General features: G+C 71.9%; 12 protein-coding genes. 2 read left to right on the top strand and 10 right to left on the bottom strand.

Features of this window, described 5'->3' with window-relative positions:
* Positions 1-9: 9 nt before the first annotated feature.
* The 10 genes from EXU48_RS18730 to EXU48_RS18685 form a co-directional block, all read right to left on the bottom strand.
* The gene (locus EXU48_RS18730) at positions 10-6,120 is read right to left on the bottom strand and encodes an Ig-like domain-containing protein (protein ID WP_133109220.1); all 6,111 of its coding nucleotides are present in this window, start codon (positions 6,118-6,120) and stop codon (positions 10-12) included.
* 143 nt (positions 6,121-6,263) lie between these two features.
* Complete coding sequence (locus EXU48_RS18725) at positions 6,264-6,998, bottom strand: FHA domain-containing protein (protein ID WP_133109335.1); 735 nt, start codon at positions 6,996-6,998, stop codon at positions 6,264-6,266.
* A gap of 31 nt (positions 6,999-7,029) precedes the next feature.
* Positions 7,030-8,676 (bottom strand): serine/threonine-protein kinase, encoded by a 1,647-nt coding sequence (locus EXU48_RS18720; protein WP_133109219.1) that lies wholly within the window; start codon positions 8,674-8,676, stop codon positions 7,030-7,032.
* Positions 8,677-10,677, bottom strand: coding sequence for an FHA domain-containing protein (locus EXU48_RS18715; protein ID WP_133109218.1), 2,001 nt, complete (start codon positions 10,675-10,677; stop codon positions 8,677-8,679).
* Positions 10,674-11,537 (bottom strand): PP2C family protein-serine/threonine phosphatase, encoded by an 864-nt coding sequence (locus tag EXU48_RS18710; RefSeq protein ID WP_235857134.1) that lies wholly within the window; start codon positions 11,535-11,537, stop codon positions 10,674-10,676. The genes EXU48_RS18715 and EXU48_RS18710 overlap by 4 nt, the downstream gene beginning before the upstream one ends.
* A 135-nt stretch (positions 11,538-11,672) precedes the next feature.
* Positions 11,673-13,160, bottom strand: coding sequence for an alpha/beta hydrolase family protein (locus EXU48_RS18705; protein WP_235857133.1), 1,488 nt, complete (start codon positions 13,158-13,160; stop codon positions 11,673-11,675).
* Positions 13,161-13,260: 100 nt separating this feature from the next.
* Complete coding sequence (gene era / locus EXU48_RS18700; RefSeq protein WP_133109215.1) at positions 13,261-14,172, bottom strand: GTPase Era; 912 nt, start codon at positions 14,170-14,172, stop codon at positions 13,261-13,263.
* A complete protein-coding gene (locus EXU48_RS18695; RefSeq protein ID WP_133109214.1) occupies positions 14,169-15,548 on the bottom strand; it encodes a hemolysin family protein in 1,380 nt (459 codons plus the stop codon). Before EXU48_RS18695 ends, era begins: the two co-directional genes overlap by 4 nt.
* On the bottom strand, positions 15,545-15,997 hold the full coding sequence (gene ybeY, locus EXU48_RS18690; RefSeq protein WP_133109213.1) for an rRNA maturation RNase YbeY: 453 nt from the start codon (positions 15,995-15,997) through the stop codon (positions 15,545-15,547). Before ybeY ends, EXU48_RS18695 begins: the two co-directional genes overlap by 4 nt.
* Positions 15,994-17,046 (bottom strand): PhoH family protein, encoded by a 1,053-nt coding sequence (locus EXU48_RS18685; protein WP_133109212.1) that lies wholly within the window; start codon positions 17,044-17,046, stop codon positions 15,994-15,996. The genes ybeY and EXU48_RS18685 overlap by 4 nt, the downstream gene beginning before the upstream one ends.
* Before the next feature lie 200 nt (positions 17,047-17,246).
* On the opposite strand from EXU48_RS18685, the gene EXU48_RS18680 reads away from it, so the two are divergent.
* Together EXU48_RS18680 and EXU48_RS18675 are read left to right on the top strand one after the other, a co-directional pair.
* Positions 17,247-18,047: a GNAT family N-acetyltransferase gene (locus tag EXU48_RS18680; protein ID WP_235857132.1), complete on the top strand. Its 801-nt coding sequence runs from the start codon at positions 17,247-17,249 to the stop codon at positions 18,045-18,047.
* A 91-nt stretch (positions 18,048-18,138) separates the two neighbouring features.
* The gene (locus tag EXU48_RS18675; protein WP_133109210.1) at positions 18,139-19,692 is read left to right on the top strand and encodes a phytoene desaturase family protein; all 1,554 of its coding nucleotides are present in this window, start codon (positions 18,139-18,141) and stop codon (positions 19,690-19,692) included.

The following is a 19,692-nucleotide window of genomic DNA, read 5'->3' as shown; positions in this document are numbered from 1 at the left end:
GCACGGAGATCACCAACCTGACGAGCCGCTGTAGCGATTGCCACCGCCGGTCAGGGTCCAGGTGACCGTGCCGCGGCAGGACGTGCCCCAATAGCCGCCGGACTGCCACCGGCCGTCCCCGCCGCCGGCGGCGACACCGTCGTAGTCACGGGTGAACGTGTTGCCACAGTTGCTGCTCGACACGGTGAATACCGCGTGGTAGCCACCGGACACGGCGGGCAGGTTCTGGTAGGTGAGCACCACGTGCGCACAACTCCCGCCGCCGTCACAGGTCGCACCGGCACCGCGGTCGGCGCCGATGACGACTGGCGGTGGCTGCGGTGGCGTCGGGTCCTCCTCGGCCCGTTCGGTCCGGGACGCACTCCCCGAGCTCCACTGACCATGCTGGTTCCGCACCTGGACGTCGATGGTGTGGTTCTGCTCCCAGTTGCCGCCGGTCGAGGCGTTCCCGGTGCGTCCGTTCACGACGGTCCAGCCGCCGCCGTCGATCCGCCACCGGGTCGCGGTGATGTTCGCGCCGTTATTGCTGGCCGGAGCGGTCCAGGAGAAGGACACCTGTCGGCCGTTGGCCGACGACGAGATGTCCACGCCCGAAGCGCTGGGCGGGCCGTACGTCGAGAACGACGCCGAGGCCGCGCTCCACGGCCCGCAGTAGGTGTTGCAGGCCCGGACCCGCACCGTGTAGGAGGTACCGTCCGCACCGGGGGTGCTGATCGTGCCGCTGCTCGGCAGCGACTGGGCGCCGCCGCCGGAGAGGCTGTACTCGTACCGGGAGATGGCCTGGCCGTTGCTCGCCGGTGCGGAGTAGCCCACGGTCGCCCGCTGGTCGGCGCCGGTCGGCGCCGCGCTCACCCCGGTCACCTGACCGGGCTGCCCGAACGAACGCACCTGGTTCGACGGCCCCGATGCCGGCGAGCGGCCGGACCGGTTCTCCGCTACCACCGTGAACCGGTAGTCGTGGCCGTTCTCGACCTGCACCTCGCGGGACGTCACGCTGCCCGAGAGGGTGATCGGTGCTGCAGGCGCGCCGTCCTGGATCACGGTCAGGTAGTACGCGCTGATCGCGTCACCGTTGTTGTTCGGCGGGCTCCAGCTCACCGTGAGCCGGCGACCGTCCGGGTCGTCGACGCGGTTCGCCTGCGGGGCGGCGGGCTGCAGCGGCGGGCCCGAGGGGTACTCCCCCTGGGACCAGCCGGACCAGTCACCGGGCTCGGGTGCGTCGTTGATGGCGCGGACCCGGAACGTGTAGGTCTGGCCGTTCGTCAGGCCGGTCCAGGTCATCGAGGTGCCGGTCACCGACTGCTGGCTGGTGCCGCCGGTCGCCGGCGAGATCTGCACGTCGTAGCTCGTGATCGGCGTGCCCTCGTTGACCGGCGGGGTCCAGTTGACGGCCAGTTCGCCGTCGCCGAACTCCAGCGTCGGCGGTGCGGGTGCCTGCGGCTTCACGTCCGGGATCGCCTCCCGCGAGGCGGGGCTCGGGTCGGACTCGCCGACCTCGTTGGTCGCCGTCACCGTGAACGAGTACACGTTCCCGTTCGTCAGGCCGCCGATGGTGCAGGTGGTGGTCGCGCACTGCTGGCTGACGCCGCCACCGGACACGGTATAGCCGGTGATCGGCGCACCGTTGTCGTTCGGTGCGGTCCAGGACAGCACCACCTCACGGTTGCCCTCCGAGCCCACCAGGGGCACGTACGGCGGGTCCGGGCGGCCGAGCACGGCGGCGCTGATCTGGGCCTCGACCACGCGGTCGGGGTCACCGGTCACGTCCACCACGGTGTAGCTGGCGAGCAGCCGCCCGTTGTACTCCGGCGCCGGGGTGATCGTCACCTGGTCGCCGGAGACGGCAGCGGTGCCGCTGCCCTGGACGATCTGCGCGCTGAGGATGGTGCGCTCGGAGTCCGGGAACGGGTTGGAGTCGTTCGCCAGCACGTCCACGGTCGTGGATTCGCCCTGGTGGATGTCGCCGGCGTCGTCGTTGTTCGCGACGATGAGCTCCCGGGTGCTCCCGGTGGCCGTCAGGGTGACGGTCAGCGGGACCGGGTCGCTCTCGCCGTCGGTGACGTTGATGATCAGGTCCTCGGCGGTGCCCTTGGCGGTGTCCTCGTGGGCGCTGACGGTGAGGATGACGTCGTCGGTGATCTCGACGTCGAAGCCGGGCACCTCGTCGGCGATCTCGTACTCGAGGAGCCCGGGGTCGCCGTCGGGGTCGTCGGCCAGGCGGGACAGGTCGAGCGACTCGGACTCGCCGCCGGCCTCGGCGGACAGCGAACCGGCGCGCACCCGCGGTGGCTTGTTCTCGTCCGAGGTCACCGTGATGTCCAGGGTGAGCACGGACGTCAGGATGCCGTCGGCGTTGATGTCCGGGGCGTCGGTGACCTCGAAGGTCAGGGAGGCGGCGCCGACGTACTCCGGGTCCGAGGTGTACTGCAGTGTGGTCGCGTCCACGACCGGGTTCGACCCGTCGGAGTTCGTGGCCCGCACGGTCGTGGTGTCCGCGAGCTGCACCGGCTGACCGCTGAGTGCGACCACGTAGTCCTCGAGCGGCAGTTCGACCGACTCCCCGGCCAGCACCTCGATCGGTGGTGCGTCCGGGTTCAGCACCGGGCCGGTGTCGAGCAGGCCGGGCACGTCGATGAACGCGTAGGAACTCAACCCGTCCTGGTCGGTGACCTGGTAGGTGACCACCTGGCGGTTGTCGGTCAACTCGATCCGCACGTTGTTGCCGACGGACTGGGCGGTGGCATTCCCGGCCGGGATGCTCACTTCGAGGTCCTCGACGCTTCCGTCCGGGTCGGTGTCGTTCTCCAGCACCACGACGTCCACGAGCGTCTCGCCGAGGATCGCGCTCGCGGGGACCACGTCATCCACGGCGATCGGGGGCTGCGGGGCGTGGTCGGGGTCGACGATCACGGTGAGGGCACCGGTGTCGGAGCCGCCGTGCCGGTCGGTCACGTTGTACGTGACGATGTAGGTGCCGGCCTCGGCCGGGGACTCGAACGCGACCTGCCCGTCCTCGATGGAGACCTCGAGCCCACCCGTGCCGGAGAAGGCGGGGTCGTCGAAGAACAACTGATCGCCGTCGGGGTCGGTGTCGTTCGCAAGGGGGTCGGTCTGCAGAGCGCGGCTCGGGCGCACCGTGATCTCGTCCGGCACCGCCACCGGGTCCCGGTTCGTGTCCGGCGGCGGGATCACGCCGACCGTGATCGGGGCGGTCGCGACGAGGCCGAGCCGGTCCCGGACCGTGTAGCTGAACGTGTCGGTGCCGGCCTCGTCGACGTACGCCTGATAGTCGAGGTACGTCGGCCCGGTCGCCACGATCCGACCGAGCTGCGGGCCCTCGGCCACGCCGAGAAGCTGCACCGAGTCGCCGTCCGGGTCGATGCCGTAGGTGTTGATCGGGATCCGGATCCGCTCCCCTGCGAACGAACGGGTCTCCACGGGCTGCGGCACCGGCGGGGCGTTCGCGTCGTCGGAGCGGGCCTGGACATAGATGGTGATCCGGGCCGAGCCGACCCGGCCGGCCTCGTCGACGATCGAGTAGACCGCGGTCACCGTGCCGGCCTCCGCCGGCGCCTGGAACCGGACCACGTCGCCGGCCACGAACATCAGACCCTGACCCTCCGCCGGGGCCTCCTCCAGCTCCGGGGAGAGTTCGAAGGTGAGCCCGTTCGGGTGGGTGTCGTTGGCCAGGACCGGGATGGTCACGTGGTCACCGGCACGGACCCGGGCCACGTCCTCCTCGGCGACCGGGGGCTGGGAGGCCTCGGCCCCGGTCATCGGGAGCACCTGGACCTGACCGGGCGCGCTCGCGAGCCCGTTGGAGACCGTGTAGTTGATGGTGAACGGCTGGCTCACCGTGCGGGTGGCGGTGATCCGCAGGATCCGGTGCTCGAGCACGGCGACCTGCAGACCCGGGATGTCCGGGACGTCGATCTGCTGGACGGCGAGCACCCCACCGTTCGGGTCGGAGTCGTTCTGCAGCACGTCGACCAGGACCGAGCCGAGCGGCGGCAGCAGCGCGGTATCGGCGACCGCGACCGGCGGCGTCTCCTGTTTGGCCCGCACGTTCACACGGATCAGCCCGGTGGACTGCTGGCCGTCGTCGTCGGCGAGGATGTAGGTGAGGTAGTAGTCCCCCGCGGCTTGCGCGGTGAACGTGAACGTGCCGCCGTCCATGTCCGGCACGATCTCCGGGCCGCCGTTGTCCGCGGTCACGTTGGACATCCGCAGCGGGCGGTTGTTCGGGTCGAGGTCGTTCGTGAGCGGCTCGACCGTGATGGTCTCGTCCACGAACGCGGTCGCGAAGTCGAAGACCGCCTGCGGCGCGGCCGGCGCGTCCGGCAGCACCTCGATCTGCAGGGTCACCTCGGCCACGTCCCGGCCGTCGCTGAGCAGGACGATGACCTCCTTGATCCCGGTCGCCAGGCCGGGATCGGTGATCGTGACCGACCCGTTCGGGTTGGCGAGGACCACCAGACCGGCGGCCTCGGCGGTGCCCTCGACGAACATCGAGTCGCCCTCGGGGTCACGGACGTCGTTCATGACGTTCACCGTGACGCTCTGACCGGCGGCCACCCGCGCCGTGATGTCACGCAGCTGCTCGGGCGGTTCGTTGACCGAGTTCGGGAGCACGGTGAGGTCGACCGTGGCGGTGTCGGTGCCGCCACGGCCGTCGTCCGCGGTGTAGCTGAAGTTCGCGGAGCCACTCGCATCCTCGGCCACCCGGATCTGCAGGGCCCGCCCGCCGAGGATCGCCTCGACGGTGCCGAACGTCTCCGGGACGGCGTCGAACGCCGAGGCGATGAGCAGGTCGCCGTCGGGGTCGGAGTCGTTGTCCAGGACCGGCAGCACCACGGTCGCGCCGGCACGCAGCCCGATCGAGTCCGGTTGCGCCGTCGGCGGTCGGTTCTCGGCCTCCCGGTCCAGCGGCACCTCCTGCTGCTCGAGGTCCTGGGACTCCTCCTCTTCCTCCTCCTCGTCCTGCGGAGGGGTGACGTCCTCCCAGTTGTCCACCAGGATGAGGGCGTCCTCGATCATCCAGGAGTTGCCGGAGGACAGTTCGTTGAGGACGACGTTGCCGCGGTTGGTGCGGAACTTCAGCTCGCCGCCGGTGGCCTCGGAGACCGGGAGGTCGACCGGGTCGGTGTCGCCGCACAGGCGCAGGTACGAGGCGGGCCCGCCGGCCCAGGCACCGTGGGTGCATCCGGAGATCTGCATCGGCGCGGCCGGCTGACCGGGGTTCTCCACCGGTACCACCTGCGGGTCGCCCCCGCCGAGCGGCACCCGCACCAGGGCGTCGGTGGTGGCCAGGGCCACGGTGTCGCCGTTCGGGCTGACGCTCTGCAGGGTCGCGCTCGCGGCGTCGAGCTCGAGGCCGGAGAGGTCGACGGCGTCGCGGCCCGGCTGCAGCAGGTGCAGGCTGTCGTCCTCCTCGGTGTAGGCGAGGATCACCGGGGCGTCGCCGACCACGGTCATCTGCACCTCGGCGCCGCTGAGGAGCTCGGGGTCGAGCTCGGCGGTCTCGGGCTCGTCACCGGCGGCGCGGCCCTGCGGCGTGAACGTGGACAGGGTGCCGTCGAGGACGTCCAGACCGTAGGCGGTGCCGTCGTCGGCCACGGCCTGCACGGCGCCCTCACCGAGCACGGCGGTCGGGTCCTCGGTCGACTCCTCGAGGACGCCGAGCTGATCCAGGCCGAGGACCCGGTACTCGCCGGTCTCCTCGATGAGCACCCCGAGCGTGTCGTCACCCAGGCCGATGTCCGAACCGGACGGCAGTTGCACCACGCCGCCGCTGACGGCCACGTTCGCCGTCGAGACCCGCTGGAGCGTGTTGGAGTTGAAGTCGCGCAGGAACACCACGTCCTCGCGCTGCAGGACGTCGATGTTCGAGCCCGGCCCGGCCAGGCTCGCGTCGATCTCCTGGATCGGGTAGTTCAGCCGGCCGACGAGGATATCGTTGTTGTTCGAGACCCAGACGCCACCGTCGTTGAGCTCGACATCCGCCGTGGCGACGCCCTCGTAGTTGAGGCTGAGCGCGACCACCGTGCCGACCACGAGGGAGATCACGGTGGCGCTCGCGATCCGGCGCTTGTTGCGCGCCAGACGTGACGTCAGACTCAAGATGCTGCCCCCGCAGTTACAGGATGAAGTGGAGGACCGGCCGTGTCCCCGGGGTCAGGGTACCTGCCGCACCTGAATGAGCCCATGGTGAGATCGCACCAACTGATGCGACATGGGCCACACCTGACCCTCGGACCGGTCGATCAGGCGCCGCTGGCGGCGCTCGCGCTCTCCTTCTCCACCTTCTCGGCGACGGCCGCCTCGGCGTTGGCCTCGAGGAGTTCCAGGTCCGCCGCCACCACGATCCGGGACGCGACGGCGTGTTCGACGAGCCGCGCCCGCCGGTTCACTGCCAGTTGCTGCTGCCCGCCGCGCAGCCCGCGAACGCCGTGCCGGGAGAGCTTCTCGCAGACGTTGTCCAACTTCCGGTTGAACCGGGTGATCACCCAGCCGAGCCGGGCCGCAGCCTGCGCGGAGGTGGGGATGGACGCCGTCGAGCCGCGGCCACGCAGCACCGGCTCGGCGAGCGCGATGATGAGCAGCTTCTGGGAGTCGGTGAGCGTGACCGGGCCGATGGTGGTCTCCCCGACCTGGGTGCGCTCCGGCGTGGAGGACTCGAACGCCGGCGAGTCCCCGACGATGCCCAGCTCGTAGGTGGTCGGGCCGGCCGTGAACAACACCGTGGTGTGCGCGAACACCAACGGGAGCCGCGCCCCGGGGGCGAGCCAGGCCTGCATGTTGCCGTCGGAGTCGGAGACCGTCGCGGACAGCCGGCTGCCGACGTTCTCCAGCCACCAGAGGTCGTCGTGGTGGGAGATCGTCAGGAACCGGCGGTGCAGGTACGGGTTGTCGTCGATCTCGAGGTTCCCCTCACGACCGATCTGGAAGGTGTCGTCCTCCTCGACCCCGAACCATTCGCCGCAGAACTCGACCTGCATGCTCATCCAAGGCCCCCTTCGTTGCGCCGAACTACGCGCATCCTTCAACACTCTCATTCGAAACGGAACGGCTCTCCGTATAGACCGAGAGCACACTGATACAAACATAGTCCGCGGAATCGGGCACGTTCACCGACGTCGCCCCGAACGTCTCCTGGGCCCCCCCGGAGTCCTCCGCCGGAGCCCCCCGGGTGTAGGTCCAGACGTAGGTGATCTCGGCGTCGGCCTCGACGGGCGCCCAGCTGAACGTGATGGTCCCGTCCGGATCCCGGGTGCCGCTGACGTCCTCCGGCGCCGGCGGGTGCGCGGCGGCGCTCGGGTCGTCCGGGGGCATCGTCGTGGTCGCTGTGGGCGTCGGCTCGGGCGGGTCCGGGGCGTTCAGGGCGCCGATGATGACGCCGGTGCCGACGACCGCGATCACGCCACCCACGGCGGCCCACACGGGCCACCGACGGCGCGGTCCCGGTCCGCTCGCCCCGCCGGGTCCGCCCGGAGCGCCGTGGCCCGGTTCGCTTGCCGACGGCCCGGTCCCGGGCGGCGCCAGCCCCGAGGGGCCGCCGCCCTGCTGACCGGGCGCGCCCGCCGGGGCGTACCCACCCGGCCCCCCGCCCGGGTGCGGGGCCTGCGGGCGGAGCGCTCCGCCGTCGGGCGGTGCCTGCGGGACCACCTGCGGACGCAGCACCGTGCGTTCCCCCGCCAGTGGGTCGCCCGTGGTCGGCGGGGCCTCCGGGGCGACCGTGACGACCGAGCGGGCCCGGGTGCGCAGGTCCTCGCCGACGTTCTCCGGCACGTGGATCCAGGACGTGTCCGGCACGTCCAGGCTGGTCTGCGAGAGCCGCAACTCCTGCTCGACCCGCTGGATCGCCCGGGCCAGGTCGGCGGCGGTGGCGTACCGGTCGCGCGCCGCCTTGGCCATGCCGCGGGCCAGGACCTGGCTCAGGGAGTCGGGGACGTCGTCGCGGCCGATCACCGGCACCGGGTCCCGCTCGATCCGCGTGATCAGGTCCAGGGCGCCGTTCGGGCCGCCCTCGCGTTCGAACGGCGACCGCCCTGCGAGCAGGGTGTAGATCGTGGCGCTGAGTGAGTAGATGTCGCCGGCCACGCCGCGCTCGGCGCCCTCGGAGAAGAATTCCGGCGCCGCCCACGGGATCGACAGGCCGATGGTGTCCGTCTCCTCGACCGCGTCGGTGGCCACGGAGATGCCGAAGTCGGTCAGGGCGGGCCACCCGTAGTCGGTGGTGAGCACGTTCGCGGGCTTGATGTCACGGTGCAGGATCCCGGCCCGGTGCGCGGTCTCGATGGCACCGGCGAGCCGGACCCCGATCCGCAGCGCCTCGGCGACCCCGATCCGCTCGGTGCGGTAGCGCACCGACAGGTTCGGGCGCGGGCAGTACTCCATCACCAGGAACGGGCGCGCGTCGGGGGCGGTGTCCGCGTGGTAGATGGTCACGATCGAGGGGTGCGTGGACAGCTGCGCCATCACGTTCGCCTCGGCCACGAACTGCTCGCGTGCCTGCGGACTGGTGGCGTGCGCGAGCATCACCTTGACCGCCACAGGCCGGCGCGGCAGGTGCTGGGTGTAGAGGAAGACGTCGGCGAAGCCACCCGAGCCGACCAGGCGTTCGTGGGTGTAGCCCGCGATCTCGGGAGGTGGCGACGGCGGCCGGCGGCCCGCCACCTAGTGGCCCTGTCCGTGGGCCCGACCGGCACTCTCGACGGAGATGGTGATGCCGTCGCCGAGGTCGATCAGGGAGCCCACCGGGACCGGCACGCCCTCGCCCGGGTGCAGCCGGCGCGGGTCGTTGCCGGGCACGGCGACCAGCGTGCCGTTCGTGGACCGCAGGTCCGTGACCACCACATGGTCGCCCTCCAGGCGGACCTCGACGTGGGTGCGGGAGATGTCCTGCTGCGGGCTCGGGACGGTCACCAGGCGCGGCATCAGCGATCCCGCGAACCGCGAGGACTCCGGTGCCCGCCCGATCAGGACGACCCGGTCGAGCGGTACCCGCGGGCCGCTGGAGACCCCGAGCATGATCATCGGGCGGGGTTCGTCGTACAGCGCGTCGTCGGCGACGCCGGGCACGATCGTGGCCGACGGCGGCTGGTCGGGTACCGCGTCGGCGGCGTCCTGGGCGTAGGCGGTGCGCAGGTGGGAGACCAGGATCGTCTCGCCGTCATGGTCGCCCTCGATCTCGGCGTCACCGGCGGACGACGGCGGAGCGGAGTCCCGCTCGGACGGCGGGTCGAACGTGGGGACCGGGCTGGGCGCCGGCGGCTGCGCCGCTGCGTCCGCTTCGCGGGCGTTCGGCATGTTCCAGGGGAGCGAGTCGATCAGCCCGCTGCTGACCGGTCCGACCTGTTCGTACTCCGCGGTCGGGGTGCCGGCCGGTGGTTGCGGCGGCACCGGGGTGGGTGGCGGCGGGGCGTCGGTCGCCGGGTCCTCGGGGGCGGCGGGGGCCTCGGGCTCGGCGACCTCGGGCTCGGAGATGCCTGGCTCGGGAACCTCGGGCTCGGGGTTCTCGTCCGCTGGCGGCTCGGGTGCGGAGCCGCCGGGTACAGGGCCGCCGTGCTCGGGGACATCGTGCTCGGGGACATCGTGCTCGGGCACACCGCGGTCGGGGTCGTGCTGTTCGGGCCCGTCGGGCGCACCCGACTCGATCGCCCCGGGCGCCGCGATGTCCGGAACCGGGCCCACGTAGGTCTCGTGCTCGAGCGGGTCGGCGTCGCTGCCGTCGGCGGGCGCGGGCGCTTCAGCGGAAGCATCCCCTCCCACGGGCTCCGCCACCGACGCTTCCGCGGAAGCGACCTCACTCTCGGGCACGGGTGCTTCCGCGGAAGCATCGTCACCGTCGGGCCCAGGTACAGGTGCCTCCGCGGCAGCATCGTCGCTCTCGGGACCCGGCACCGGCGCCTCCGCGGGAGCATCGTCACCCTCGGGCTCCGACACCGGCGCCTCCGCGGGAGCATCGTCACCCTCGGGCTCCGACACCGGCGCCTCCGCGGAAGCACCCTCATCCTCGTCGCCCTGATCCGCCGCCTCGGCCCCGCCGCCGGCCGGGCCGAACCCGGCCTCCTCGAAGACGTCGACCGGCTGCGCCGAGGCGAGCGAATCGTCGTCGGGCGGCTCCGGAGCCGGCTCAGCTCGGACCGGCTCGGCCGCAGTCGCCGGTTCGGTCGCCATCGGTTCGGCCGCAGCCGCCGCTTCCGCGGAAGCGGCCACCGCCGCGCCGGACGCCCCGGAGGCGATCGGTGCCGCGTCGGCCAGGTCCATGCGGATCCGGGCCGCTCGGACGACTCCGCCGAGCAGCGGCCACGCCTCACCGTCCGCACCGAACGCGGCGGGGGTGCGCACCACGATGTCCGTGGTCGCCCGGACCAGTTCCTCGCGCCACGTGCTCATGCCGCGCGCGGCCACCTCGGTGCCATCCACGTCGACGACCACGTCGCCCCGCAGAAGTACCCGGACGCCGTCGGGCGTGCGTTCCACGAGGGCGAACGCGGGAAGCGACGAGATACCGCCGCCGGCGATGATCTCGAGCCACTGCGTGATCGGGCGGCCACCGGCGAGCGCGTCCCACACGGCTTGCACCGTCACCGACGGCACCGTCGGCGCGAGCAGCACCACCCCGGTCCCGGTCGCGAGACCGGTCCACTCCCCCGGCACGTATTCGAGGCTCACGCCCACCACCAGTTCCGGTCCGCGCCGGCGCCCTGCTCCCGAGGCACGGTGTCATCCGCGCCGCCGGGCTCGCTCGCGCCCTCGCGCGGGGCGGTCGTCGCCAGCAGTTCGTGATCGGGGGTCAGGTCGACGACGATCACCGAGACGTTGTCCCGGGCACCGCCGGCGATGGCCTCGGCCAGCAGCGCCGCCGCGGCGTCCTGGGCGCCCAGGTCACCGCCGAGCACGCCGGCGATCCGGTCCTCGCTCAGCTCGTTGATGAGACCGTCGGAACACAGCAGCAGCCGTTCGGCGGTGCCGGCGTAGAGCATCCAGAAGTCGGGCTCGACGTCGATCCCGCTGCCCACGGCCCGGGTGATGACGTTCCGCTGCGGATGGGTGCGGGCCTGCTCGTCGGTGATCGCACCGGAGTCCACCAACTCCTGGACTACGGAGTGGTCCACGCTGATCCGGGTCAGCGCGCCCTCGGCGAACCGGTACACCCGCGAGTCACCCACGTTGAACACGAGCCAGTACGGGGCGTCGGCGTGCCGGGTGAGGATCGCCCCCGCGGCGGTGCTACCGGCGGTGACGGGATGGTCACCGACGGACTCCTGCACGTTCGACAGCGAGGCCCGGATCCGCTGCTGGGCGGCGCGCACCACGGCCTGCACGTCGGTGGGCTGCACCTCCACGTCGGGCCGGACCGTGTCGGCGTAGCGGGAGAACTCCGCCACCACCGCGCCCGAGGCCATCGCGCCATGGACGTGCCCGCCCATGCCATCGGCGACGAGGAAAACCGACGGCGTGGCCAGCACGGAATCCTCGTTCGCCTTGCGACGCCCACCGGCATCGGTGGCCACGCCCCATACAGTCTGCACCCGCACTCCTCGATCCGTGGGAGGGAAATCTGAGCCTGATCCTATGCAGCCAGCCGGTGCCCGTCACACCCGGCCCCGCGGGTCAGGGCGCCGCGGGCGAGCCTCGCGACCGCTGTGCCCGCTTCGGCAGGAGGGTCAGAGCACACTCGGGAACACACCCCAGTACGCGGCGATCAGCAACAGCACGGTGGCACCGACGTGCACGCCCCACCAGGTGATCCGCCCGACGGCGCCGGTCGCGGCGGCGCCCAGGGTGCGGCGCGCGTTGATGCCCGCCGCCACCGAACGCACCCCGACGGCGACGGCGAAGATCCCGACCGCCTGCAGCAGCACCCAGCCGCCGTGCACGGCCAGGTCGTCGGTGCGGTAGTTCAGAGCGAGGTTCGCCACCTGGACGATGTAGGCGGCGAACACGACCAGCACCGCGACCGTGGCCAGGGCGGTGGCCGCGGTGTAGCGCGCCAGTGGTGGCGGCAGCGGCTTGCTCGGCCGCCGGACCAGGCGGCTGCCCACCCACGCCAGCGGACCGATCACCAGCAGGGCGAACGCCCCCAGGATCGACGCGACCAGCATGTCCCCGTCGGCATACCAGCGCGGGTGGCTCACCGGGGCGGCCCGGAACCGCTGCACCGGCTGGTCGCCCGCGATCCTGGGCTCGGCGGTCGCCGTCTCCGGCAACCCGAGGACCCACCGGGTCAGGGCATCGTTGAAACCGGGCGCGAGTTCTCCGTCGATCCGGATGCCGTGGTTCGCGCCCTCGAAGTAGCGCAGCGTGTACTGGGTGTTCCCGGCCTCGGCGATGTCGTCGATGAGCTGGAGGGGGCCCTGGACCGTGGGCATCGCGGAGTCCCCGGTGCCGTAGATGAGCAACACCGGCTGCTGCATCCGCTGCTGGTAGGGGCTCGCGTCGAAGTCGGCGTACTCGAAGCCGCCACCGGGCATGTTCGCGCCGAGTCCGCGTGGGATGGCCCGCAGCAACGCCGCCGGCACCCCGACCGAGCGCAGGTAGGAGTCGGCGGCGAACGCGAACTGTTCCCGGGGTGGCACCACCGGCGCCGAGACGTACACGACGAACGCGACGTCCGGTTCCTCCGCGGCGGCGACGGGCGCGATCCAGGCGCCCTCGCTCTCGCCGTAGATCCCGACCATGTCGGGGTCCACCCCGGGCCACTCGGTGAGGATCCGCCAGGACACCAGGTAGTCCCGGGCCATCTGCACGTAGTCCCGCTCCGTGGTGGTGTAGGTGTCCATCCGCTTCTCGGGGACCATCGCGTACACCCCGGCGCTCGCGAGGGCCTGCGCCTGGTCGGTGAAGTTCAGGTTCGTGGCCGTGCCCGCGCCGTGCATGAACAGCATCCCGGGGCGCCCGTCGGGAGCATCGACCGGGTAGGTCACGGTGGCGAGCACCCGCGCGCCGTCGAGTTCGACCTCGATCGTCTCCTGGGCGGTCTCGTAGGTGCCGACCGGATCCGTGACGGCGTCGGAGCCGATCGCCACATCGGCGGTCTCGGGGACGACGGCCTCGGTCAGCGGCTCCGGGTTCCAGCCCGGCCCGGAGAGGGATCCGATCACACCGAAGGTGAGGACCAGCCCGAGAACGGCGGCCAGTTTCCGGTAGATCACCGGTCCAGCGTAGTTCGTCCGGCCGGCTCCCCCGTCGCGCCGGCGCCCAGCCGCCGGAACGTCGGCTGCCGTCATGGGCGGTCTCTGGCCGGCCTGACCGTCAGAATCCGAGCCGGTGCAGGTACTTCGGGTCCCGCTGCCAGTCCTTGGCGACCCGCACGTGCAGGTCGAGGTAGACGGCGGCCCCGAGCAACGCCTCGATCCCCTTCCGGGCCTTCGTGCCGACGTCCCGCAGCCGGGATCCCTTGGCACCGATCACGATCGCCTTCTGGGAGTCGCGCTCCACGTACAACTCCACCCGGACGTCGAGCATCCGCCGACCGTCCCGGTGGGGCTTTTCCCGCTCTACGATCTCCTCGACCACCACCGCCAGGGAGTGCGGCAACTCGTCGCGGACCCCCTCGAGGGCGGCCTCCCGCACCAGTTCGGCGACCATGACGGCATCCGGCTCGTCGGTGAGCTCGCCGTCGGGGTACAGCGGCGGGGACTCGGGCAGGTGGCCGAGCAGCACCTTCACGAGCACGTCGAGCTGGTAGTCCTTGGCGGCGGACACGGGCACGATGTCGGCCCACTCGCCGAGTGCGGAGATGTCCAACAGGTGCTTCGCGAGCCGCTCCGGGGCCACCTTGTCCGCCTTCGTGGCGACCGCGACCACGGGGGTGCGGGCCTCGGCGAGCTCGCGGGCGATGAACCGGTCGCCGGGCCCCACCTCCTGGTCGGCCGGCATGCAGAAGGCGATCACGTCCACCTCGGCGAGCGTGCCGATGACCAATTCGTTGAGACGCTCGCCGAGCAGGGTCCGGGGCCGGTGCAGCCCGGGCGTATCCACCAGGACGAGCTGCCCGTCGGGCCGGTGCACGATCCCCCGGACGGTGTGCCGGGTGGTCTGCGGACGCCCGGACGTGATCGCGACCTTCTGACCGACGAGGGCGTTCGTCAGCGTGGACTTGCCGGCATTCGGCCGGCCGACGATGCAGACGAAGCCTGCCCGGAACTCGGGGGTGGTGCTCATGATCGGTGTCCTTCGTCTGCTGGCTCGTGCGGTGAACGTCCGGGATGCTCTGGATCGGGTGCCTGGTCGGCATTGCCGGCCGGCTCGGGGTGCTCCCCGCCGTCGGCCGGCGCGGGCTGCGCGGCGCGGACCCGCAGGGTGGTGATCTGCTTGCGCCGGCCGGTGGCGTCCAGCGCCCTGATCTGGACGCCGTGGGTCACGGCACGGGCACCGGCGATCGGAACCTTACCGAGCGCCTTGGCGAGCAGACCGCCGACGGTGTCCACCTCATCATCGGTCACCTCGAGGCCGAACAGGTCGCCCAACTCGTCCAGCGGCAGCCGCGCCGGCACCACGAACGTGCCATCGCCGTCGGGCACGACCTCCATCTCGGACGCGTCATGCTCGTCGACGAGCTCGCCGACGAGCTCCTCGAGGATGTCCTCGATCGTGATCAGCCCGGCGATGCCGCCGTACTCGTCGAACACGATCGCGATATGGACGACGGCGTCCCGCATCTCGTCGAGGAGATCGTCCACCGGCTTCGTCTCTGGCACGAAGACGGCCCCGCGCATCACCCGGTCGACGGGTGCCGTCGAACGCTCGGGCTTCTTGGTGACGTAGCGCAAGGCATCCTTGAGGTAGAGCACCCCGAGGAGGTCGTCGACGCTGTCACCGACCACCGGGACCCTCGAGTACCCGGACCGCACGAACAGCGTGATCGCCTTCTGCATCGGGGTGCCGGAGGCGACGGTCACCATGTCGGTCCGGGGCACCATCACCTCCCGCACCATGGTCCGGCCGAGCTCGAACACCGAGTGCAGCATCTCCCGCTCGTCGTCGTCGATCTGGTGGCTCTCGCTGACCCGGTCGACCATGTCGCGCAGATCCTCCTCCCCGGCCTCGCGCTCCTCGGACGTGGTCCGCCCGGCCCGCGCCCCGAGGGAGTCGGCCAGGCGCACCATCGGGCCGTAGAGCGTCGCCAGGGCGAGCAGCAGCGGCCCCACCCAGGCCAGCACCCGCACGGGATCGCGGCGCCCGATGGTGCGGGGGCTGATCCCGACCACGATCACCATCACCAGCGCGCACAGCACCACGGACAGGACCAGCACCGCCCACCAGCTGCGCACAGCTCCGGCGAGGATCAGCGTCAGGCAGACGGCCGCCATCATCTCGGCGAGGATCTGGGTGAAGCCCGCCGCCCTGGTCACACCGGCCGGGTTCTCCGCGATCCGGACCACGTGCGCCGCGCCGCGGGTGCCGGCGGTCTGCGCCTCGTGCGCGGCGGCGCGAGTGATCCGCCCCGCGGCGGCCTGCCCGGCGGACAGCAGCGCCGCAAGCCCGGCCCCGGCGAGTGCGAGCAGGATCAGCAGCGGCAGCGGCCCCGCGTCGGTCACCGGCGCGCCAGGAACGTCAGCAGCAGCCGGCGCTGCAGGTCGAACATCTCCTTCTCCTCCTCGGGCTCGGCGTGGTCGTACCCGAGCAGGTGCAGGATGCCGTGGGTGGTGAGCAGGAGCATCTCCTCCTCGGCGGAGTGCCCGGCCGCGCGAGCCTGTTCGACGGCGACGTCCGGGCACACCACGATCGACCCGAGCATGCCCTCCTCGCTGACGTCGTCCTCGGTTCCGGGCCGCAATTCGTCCATCGGGAAGGAGAGCACATCGGTGGGCCCCTCTTCGTCCATCCACCGCACGTGCAGTTCGGCCATCACATCCGTGGCCACGAACCGGATCTCGAGCTCGGCCTGCGGGTGCACGTGCATCTCGTCGATGACGAACCGGGACAGCGCCGCGAACTCGGCCTCGTCGAGGTCGTATCCGGACTCGTTGGTGACGTCGGTGCTCATCGGCGCCACCCCTCCCGCGGCGCGGACGAGCGGGTCTCGAACCGCGAGTACGCGTCGATGATCTCGCCGACCAGGCGGTGGCGCACCACGTCGGCGCTGGTGAGCTCGCAGAAGGCGACGTCGTCGATGTCGTCGAGGATCTCCTGCACCACCTTCAGTCCGGACCGGGTGCCGCCGGGCAGGTCGATCTGGGTGACGTCCCCGGTGACCACGACCCTGGAACCGAAACCGAGCCGGGTCAGGAACATCTTCATCTGCTCGGCGGAGGTGTTCTGGGCCTCGTCGAGGATGATGAACGCGTCGTTCAGAGTGCGTCCCCGCATGTACGCCAACGGTGCCACCTCGATGGTGCCGGCGGCGAGCAGCCGCGGGATCGACTCCGGGTCGACCATGTCGTGCAGCGCGTCGTAGAGCGGGCGCACGTACGGGTCGATCTTGTCGTTCAGGGTGCCGGGCAGGAACCCGAGCCGCTCCCCGGCCTCCACCGCGGGACGGGTCAGCACGATCCGGTTCACCTGCTTGGACTGCAGCGCCTGGACCGCCTTGGCCATCGCCAGGTAGGTCTTCCCGGTACCCGCCGGGCCGATCCCGAACACCACGGTGTTCCGGTCGATCGCCTCGACGTACTCCTTCTGTCCGACGGTCTTGGGCCGGATCGTCTTGCCCCGGCTGGACAGGATGTTCATCGTGAGCACCTGGGCGGGGCGCTCCGCGGTGGCCGCGGTCAGGATCGTGATGGCCCGCTCGACGGCGTCCGCGGACAGCGGCTGCGCGGAGGAGGCGATCTCGCTGAGCTCGTCGACGAGGCGCTCGGCGAGCGCCACGTCACCGGGGCGCCCGGTGAGGGTCACCACGTTGCCGCGCACGTGCACGTCGACCGTCGGGAACCCGGACTCGATCGCGCGCAGCACCTCGTCACGTTGACCGAGCAGCGCCACCATCGGAATCGAGTCGGGGATCGTGATCTGGTGCTGGACCTGTCCCACTGCGCCGGCCGCACCCGGGCCGTCGGCGGCTGCGGAGGGTTCTGCTGCGCTGGTCTGTGCCATGAGCGGGGCTCGGTGGCCCGTGCTTCCTTCCGGTCGCGGTGCGCGGCGCGCACCCGTCTGGATCGATCCTAGCCGGGTGGGGTCCGAGGCGAACCTGGATATCGAGCCGTGCGCGGCGTCGCGTCCGCAGCGGGATGCGGCCACGTCGCCGATCCGCAAATCACCTCGCCCGCCGACCGGTGTCCCGGCAGGATGCCCGGGTGACACCCACCGAACTCCTCACCGCCTACGACGACCAGCTGCGTACCGACGCCGAGACGCCCAGTGCGGTCACGGTCGAGCGGCACGGCCCGCTGCGACTGGCCACCTTCATCGGCGGTCGGGGCTTCGTCTCCTACCGCGACCTCAAGGGCATCGACCCCGGCGAGATCGGTGACGTCGTGGGCGTGGTCCTCGACCACTACCGGGCCGACCCCGCGATCACCCGGGTCGAGTGGAAGACCCGGGGCCACGACCACGCGCCGGGACTGCACGAGGCCCTGGTCGGACACGGGTTCGTCCCCGACGACCCGGAGTCGATCATGCTCGGCGAGCTGCGTGACCTGGTCGTGGACGTGCCGCTTCCCGCCGGGGTCACGCTGCGCCGGGTGACCGGCGAAGCAGACGTCCGATCCATGTGCGCCATGCAGGACGAGGTCTTCGGCGACCCGCCGTCGGACACGTCAGCCGTGGCCATTCTCCGTCGCCTCGCACTGGAGGACGGCATGGAGCTGTGGGTGGCCGAGGCCGACGGCGTGATCGTCTGTGCCGGGCGGCTCGAGCCCGTGTCGGGGACCGACTTCGCGGGGATCTGGGGCGGCGCGACCCGGCCGCAGTGGCGGGGCCGCGGGATCTACCGGGCCCTGACGGCCGCACGCGCACGCTCGGCGATCAACAGCGGCAAGCGGCTCGCCCACAGCGACTCCACCGAGTTCTCTCGGCCGATCCTGGAACGGGCAGGCCTCGTGAAGGTGTCCACGACGACTCCGTACGAGTGGCGCCGGAGCGGTCGACCCGAGTAGCCAACAGGGCGCAGAACCGGCCGGACCGCCTGACCGACAGGTCCTCGCGCCCGCGCGTGCCCGGTCAGATCCGCCACATTAGGCTGCCGACATGGCAACCCGGGTGGCGATCGTCGGCGGCGGCCACAATGCCCTCGTGGCGGCCGCGTACCTGGCCCGTGAGGGACACGACGTCACCGTCCTCGAGCGCCTTGACCACGTCGGGGGCGCCGCCGTCAGCGGCCGCCCGTTCCCGGGGGTGGACGCCCGGCTGTCCAGGTTCTCCTACCTGGTCAGCCTGCTTCCGCCGGCCCTGGCGACCGACCTCGGGCTGGACCTCGACCTGCGGTCGCGCCCGACGGCGTCGTACACCCCGTACGACGGGCCCGACGGCGCAGGTGGGCTGCTCGTCGAGACCCGCCCGGGCCCGGCCACCGCCGCGTCCTTCCGGGCCCGGACCGGCTCCGACGCCGAGTACGACGCGTGGCAGGAGTTCTACGCCGGCGCCGACGACCTGGCCGAGGCGCTCGCGCCGACCCTGCTCGAACCGCTGCCGACGGCCGAGCACGCCCGAGCACTGATCGGACCGGCCTGGTGGGCCGACCTCACGCAGGCCCCGATCGGGTCCGCCCTGGAGCGCACGTTCACCGACGACCTGGTTCGCGGCGTGGTCGGTACCGACGCGCTGATCGGTACGTTCGCGTCGCTGCACTCGCCGTCGCTGCGGCAGAACCGGTGCTGGCTCTACCACGTGATCGGCGGCGAGTGGCGGGTGCCGGTCGGCGGCATGGGCGCCGTCACCGCCGAGCTCGAGCGGGTGGCGCGGGCGGCCGGGGTCCGGATCGTCACCGGGGCGTCGGTCCGGTCCGTCGAGGCCGGCGACGGCGGAGCCCGGCTGATCTCCGGCGCGGGGGTTCTCGAGGTCGACTGGGTACTCGGCGCGGTCGCGCCGTACACGCTGGCCGGCCTGCTCGGCGACGATCCGGGCGGGCGCCCGCAGGGCGCGCAGGTGAAGATCAACCTCGTGCTGTCACGCTTGCCGCGGCTGCGGTCCGGGATCGACCCGAGGGTCGCGTTCGCCGGGACCCTGCACCTGGCCGAGTCGATGACCGAACTGGAGTCCGCCCAGGCGGCGATGTCCGCGGACCCACGGGCCGCCGTCGAGCAGGACGGGACTCCCTGCCCCGGTGAGATCTACTGCCATACCCTGACCGACCCCTCGATCCTCGGCACCGACCTGGCCGCCTCCGGCGCGCACACGCTGACCTACTTCGGGCTGCATCAGCTCGAGGAGGGACTCGCCGACGAGGCGCTGCGCGAACGCGCCTGGCGGCGGTTCCTGGCCAGCATCGAACCCCACCTGGCGGAGCCGCTGGAGCCGCTCCTGCTGCGCGATGCCACGGGTGCTGCGTGCGTGGAGGTCCGCAGCCCCGGGCAGATCGAGGAGGAACTGGGCATGCCCGGCGGGAACATCTTCCACGGGGACCTGAGCTGGCCGTGGCTCGAATCCGGCCGGCCCGGGGTCCCGGGTTCACCGGCGCACCGGTGGGGCGTGGCCACGGAGCACCCGCGGGTCCTGATCGCCGGCAGTGGGGCCGTGCGCGGCGGCGCGGTGAGCGGGATCGGCGGGCACAACGCCGCGCACGCGCTCCTCGAGATGCTATGA

It is taken from the genome of Occultella glacieicola (assembly GCF_004353825.1).
In the GTDB taxonomy this organism is placed as follows: domain Bacteria; phylum Actinomycetota; class Actinomycetes; order Actinomycetales; family Beutenbergiaceae; genus Occultella; species Occultella glacieicola.
The sequence above is the reverse complement of the archived record's forward strand: the minus strand, read 5'-3'. Positions and strand labels throughout refer to the sequence as shown.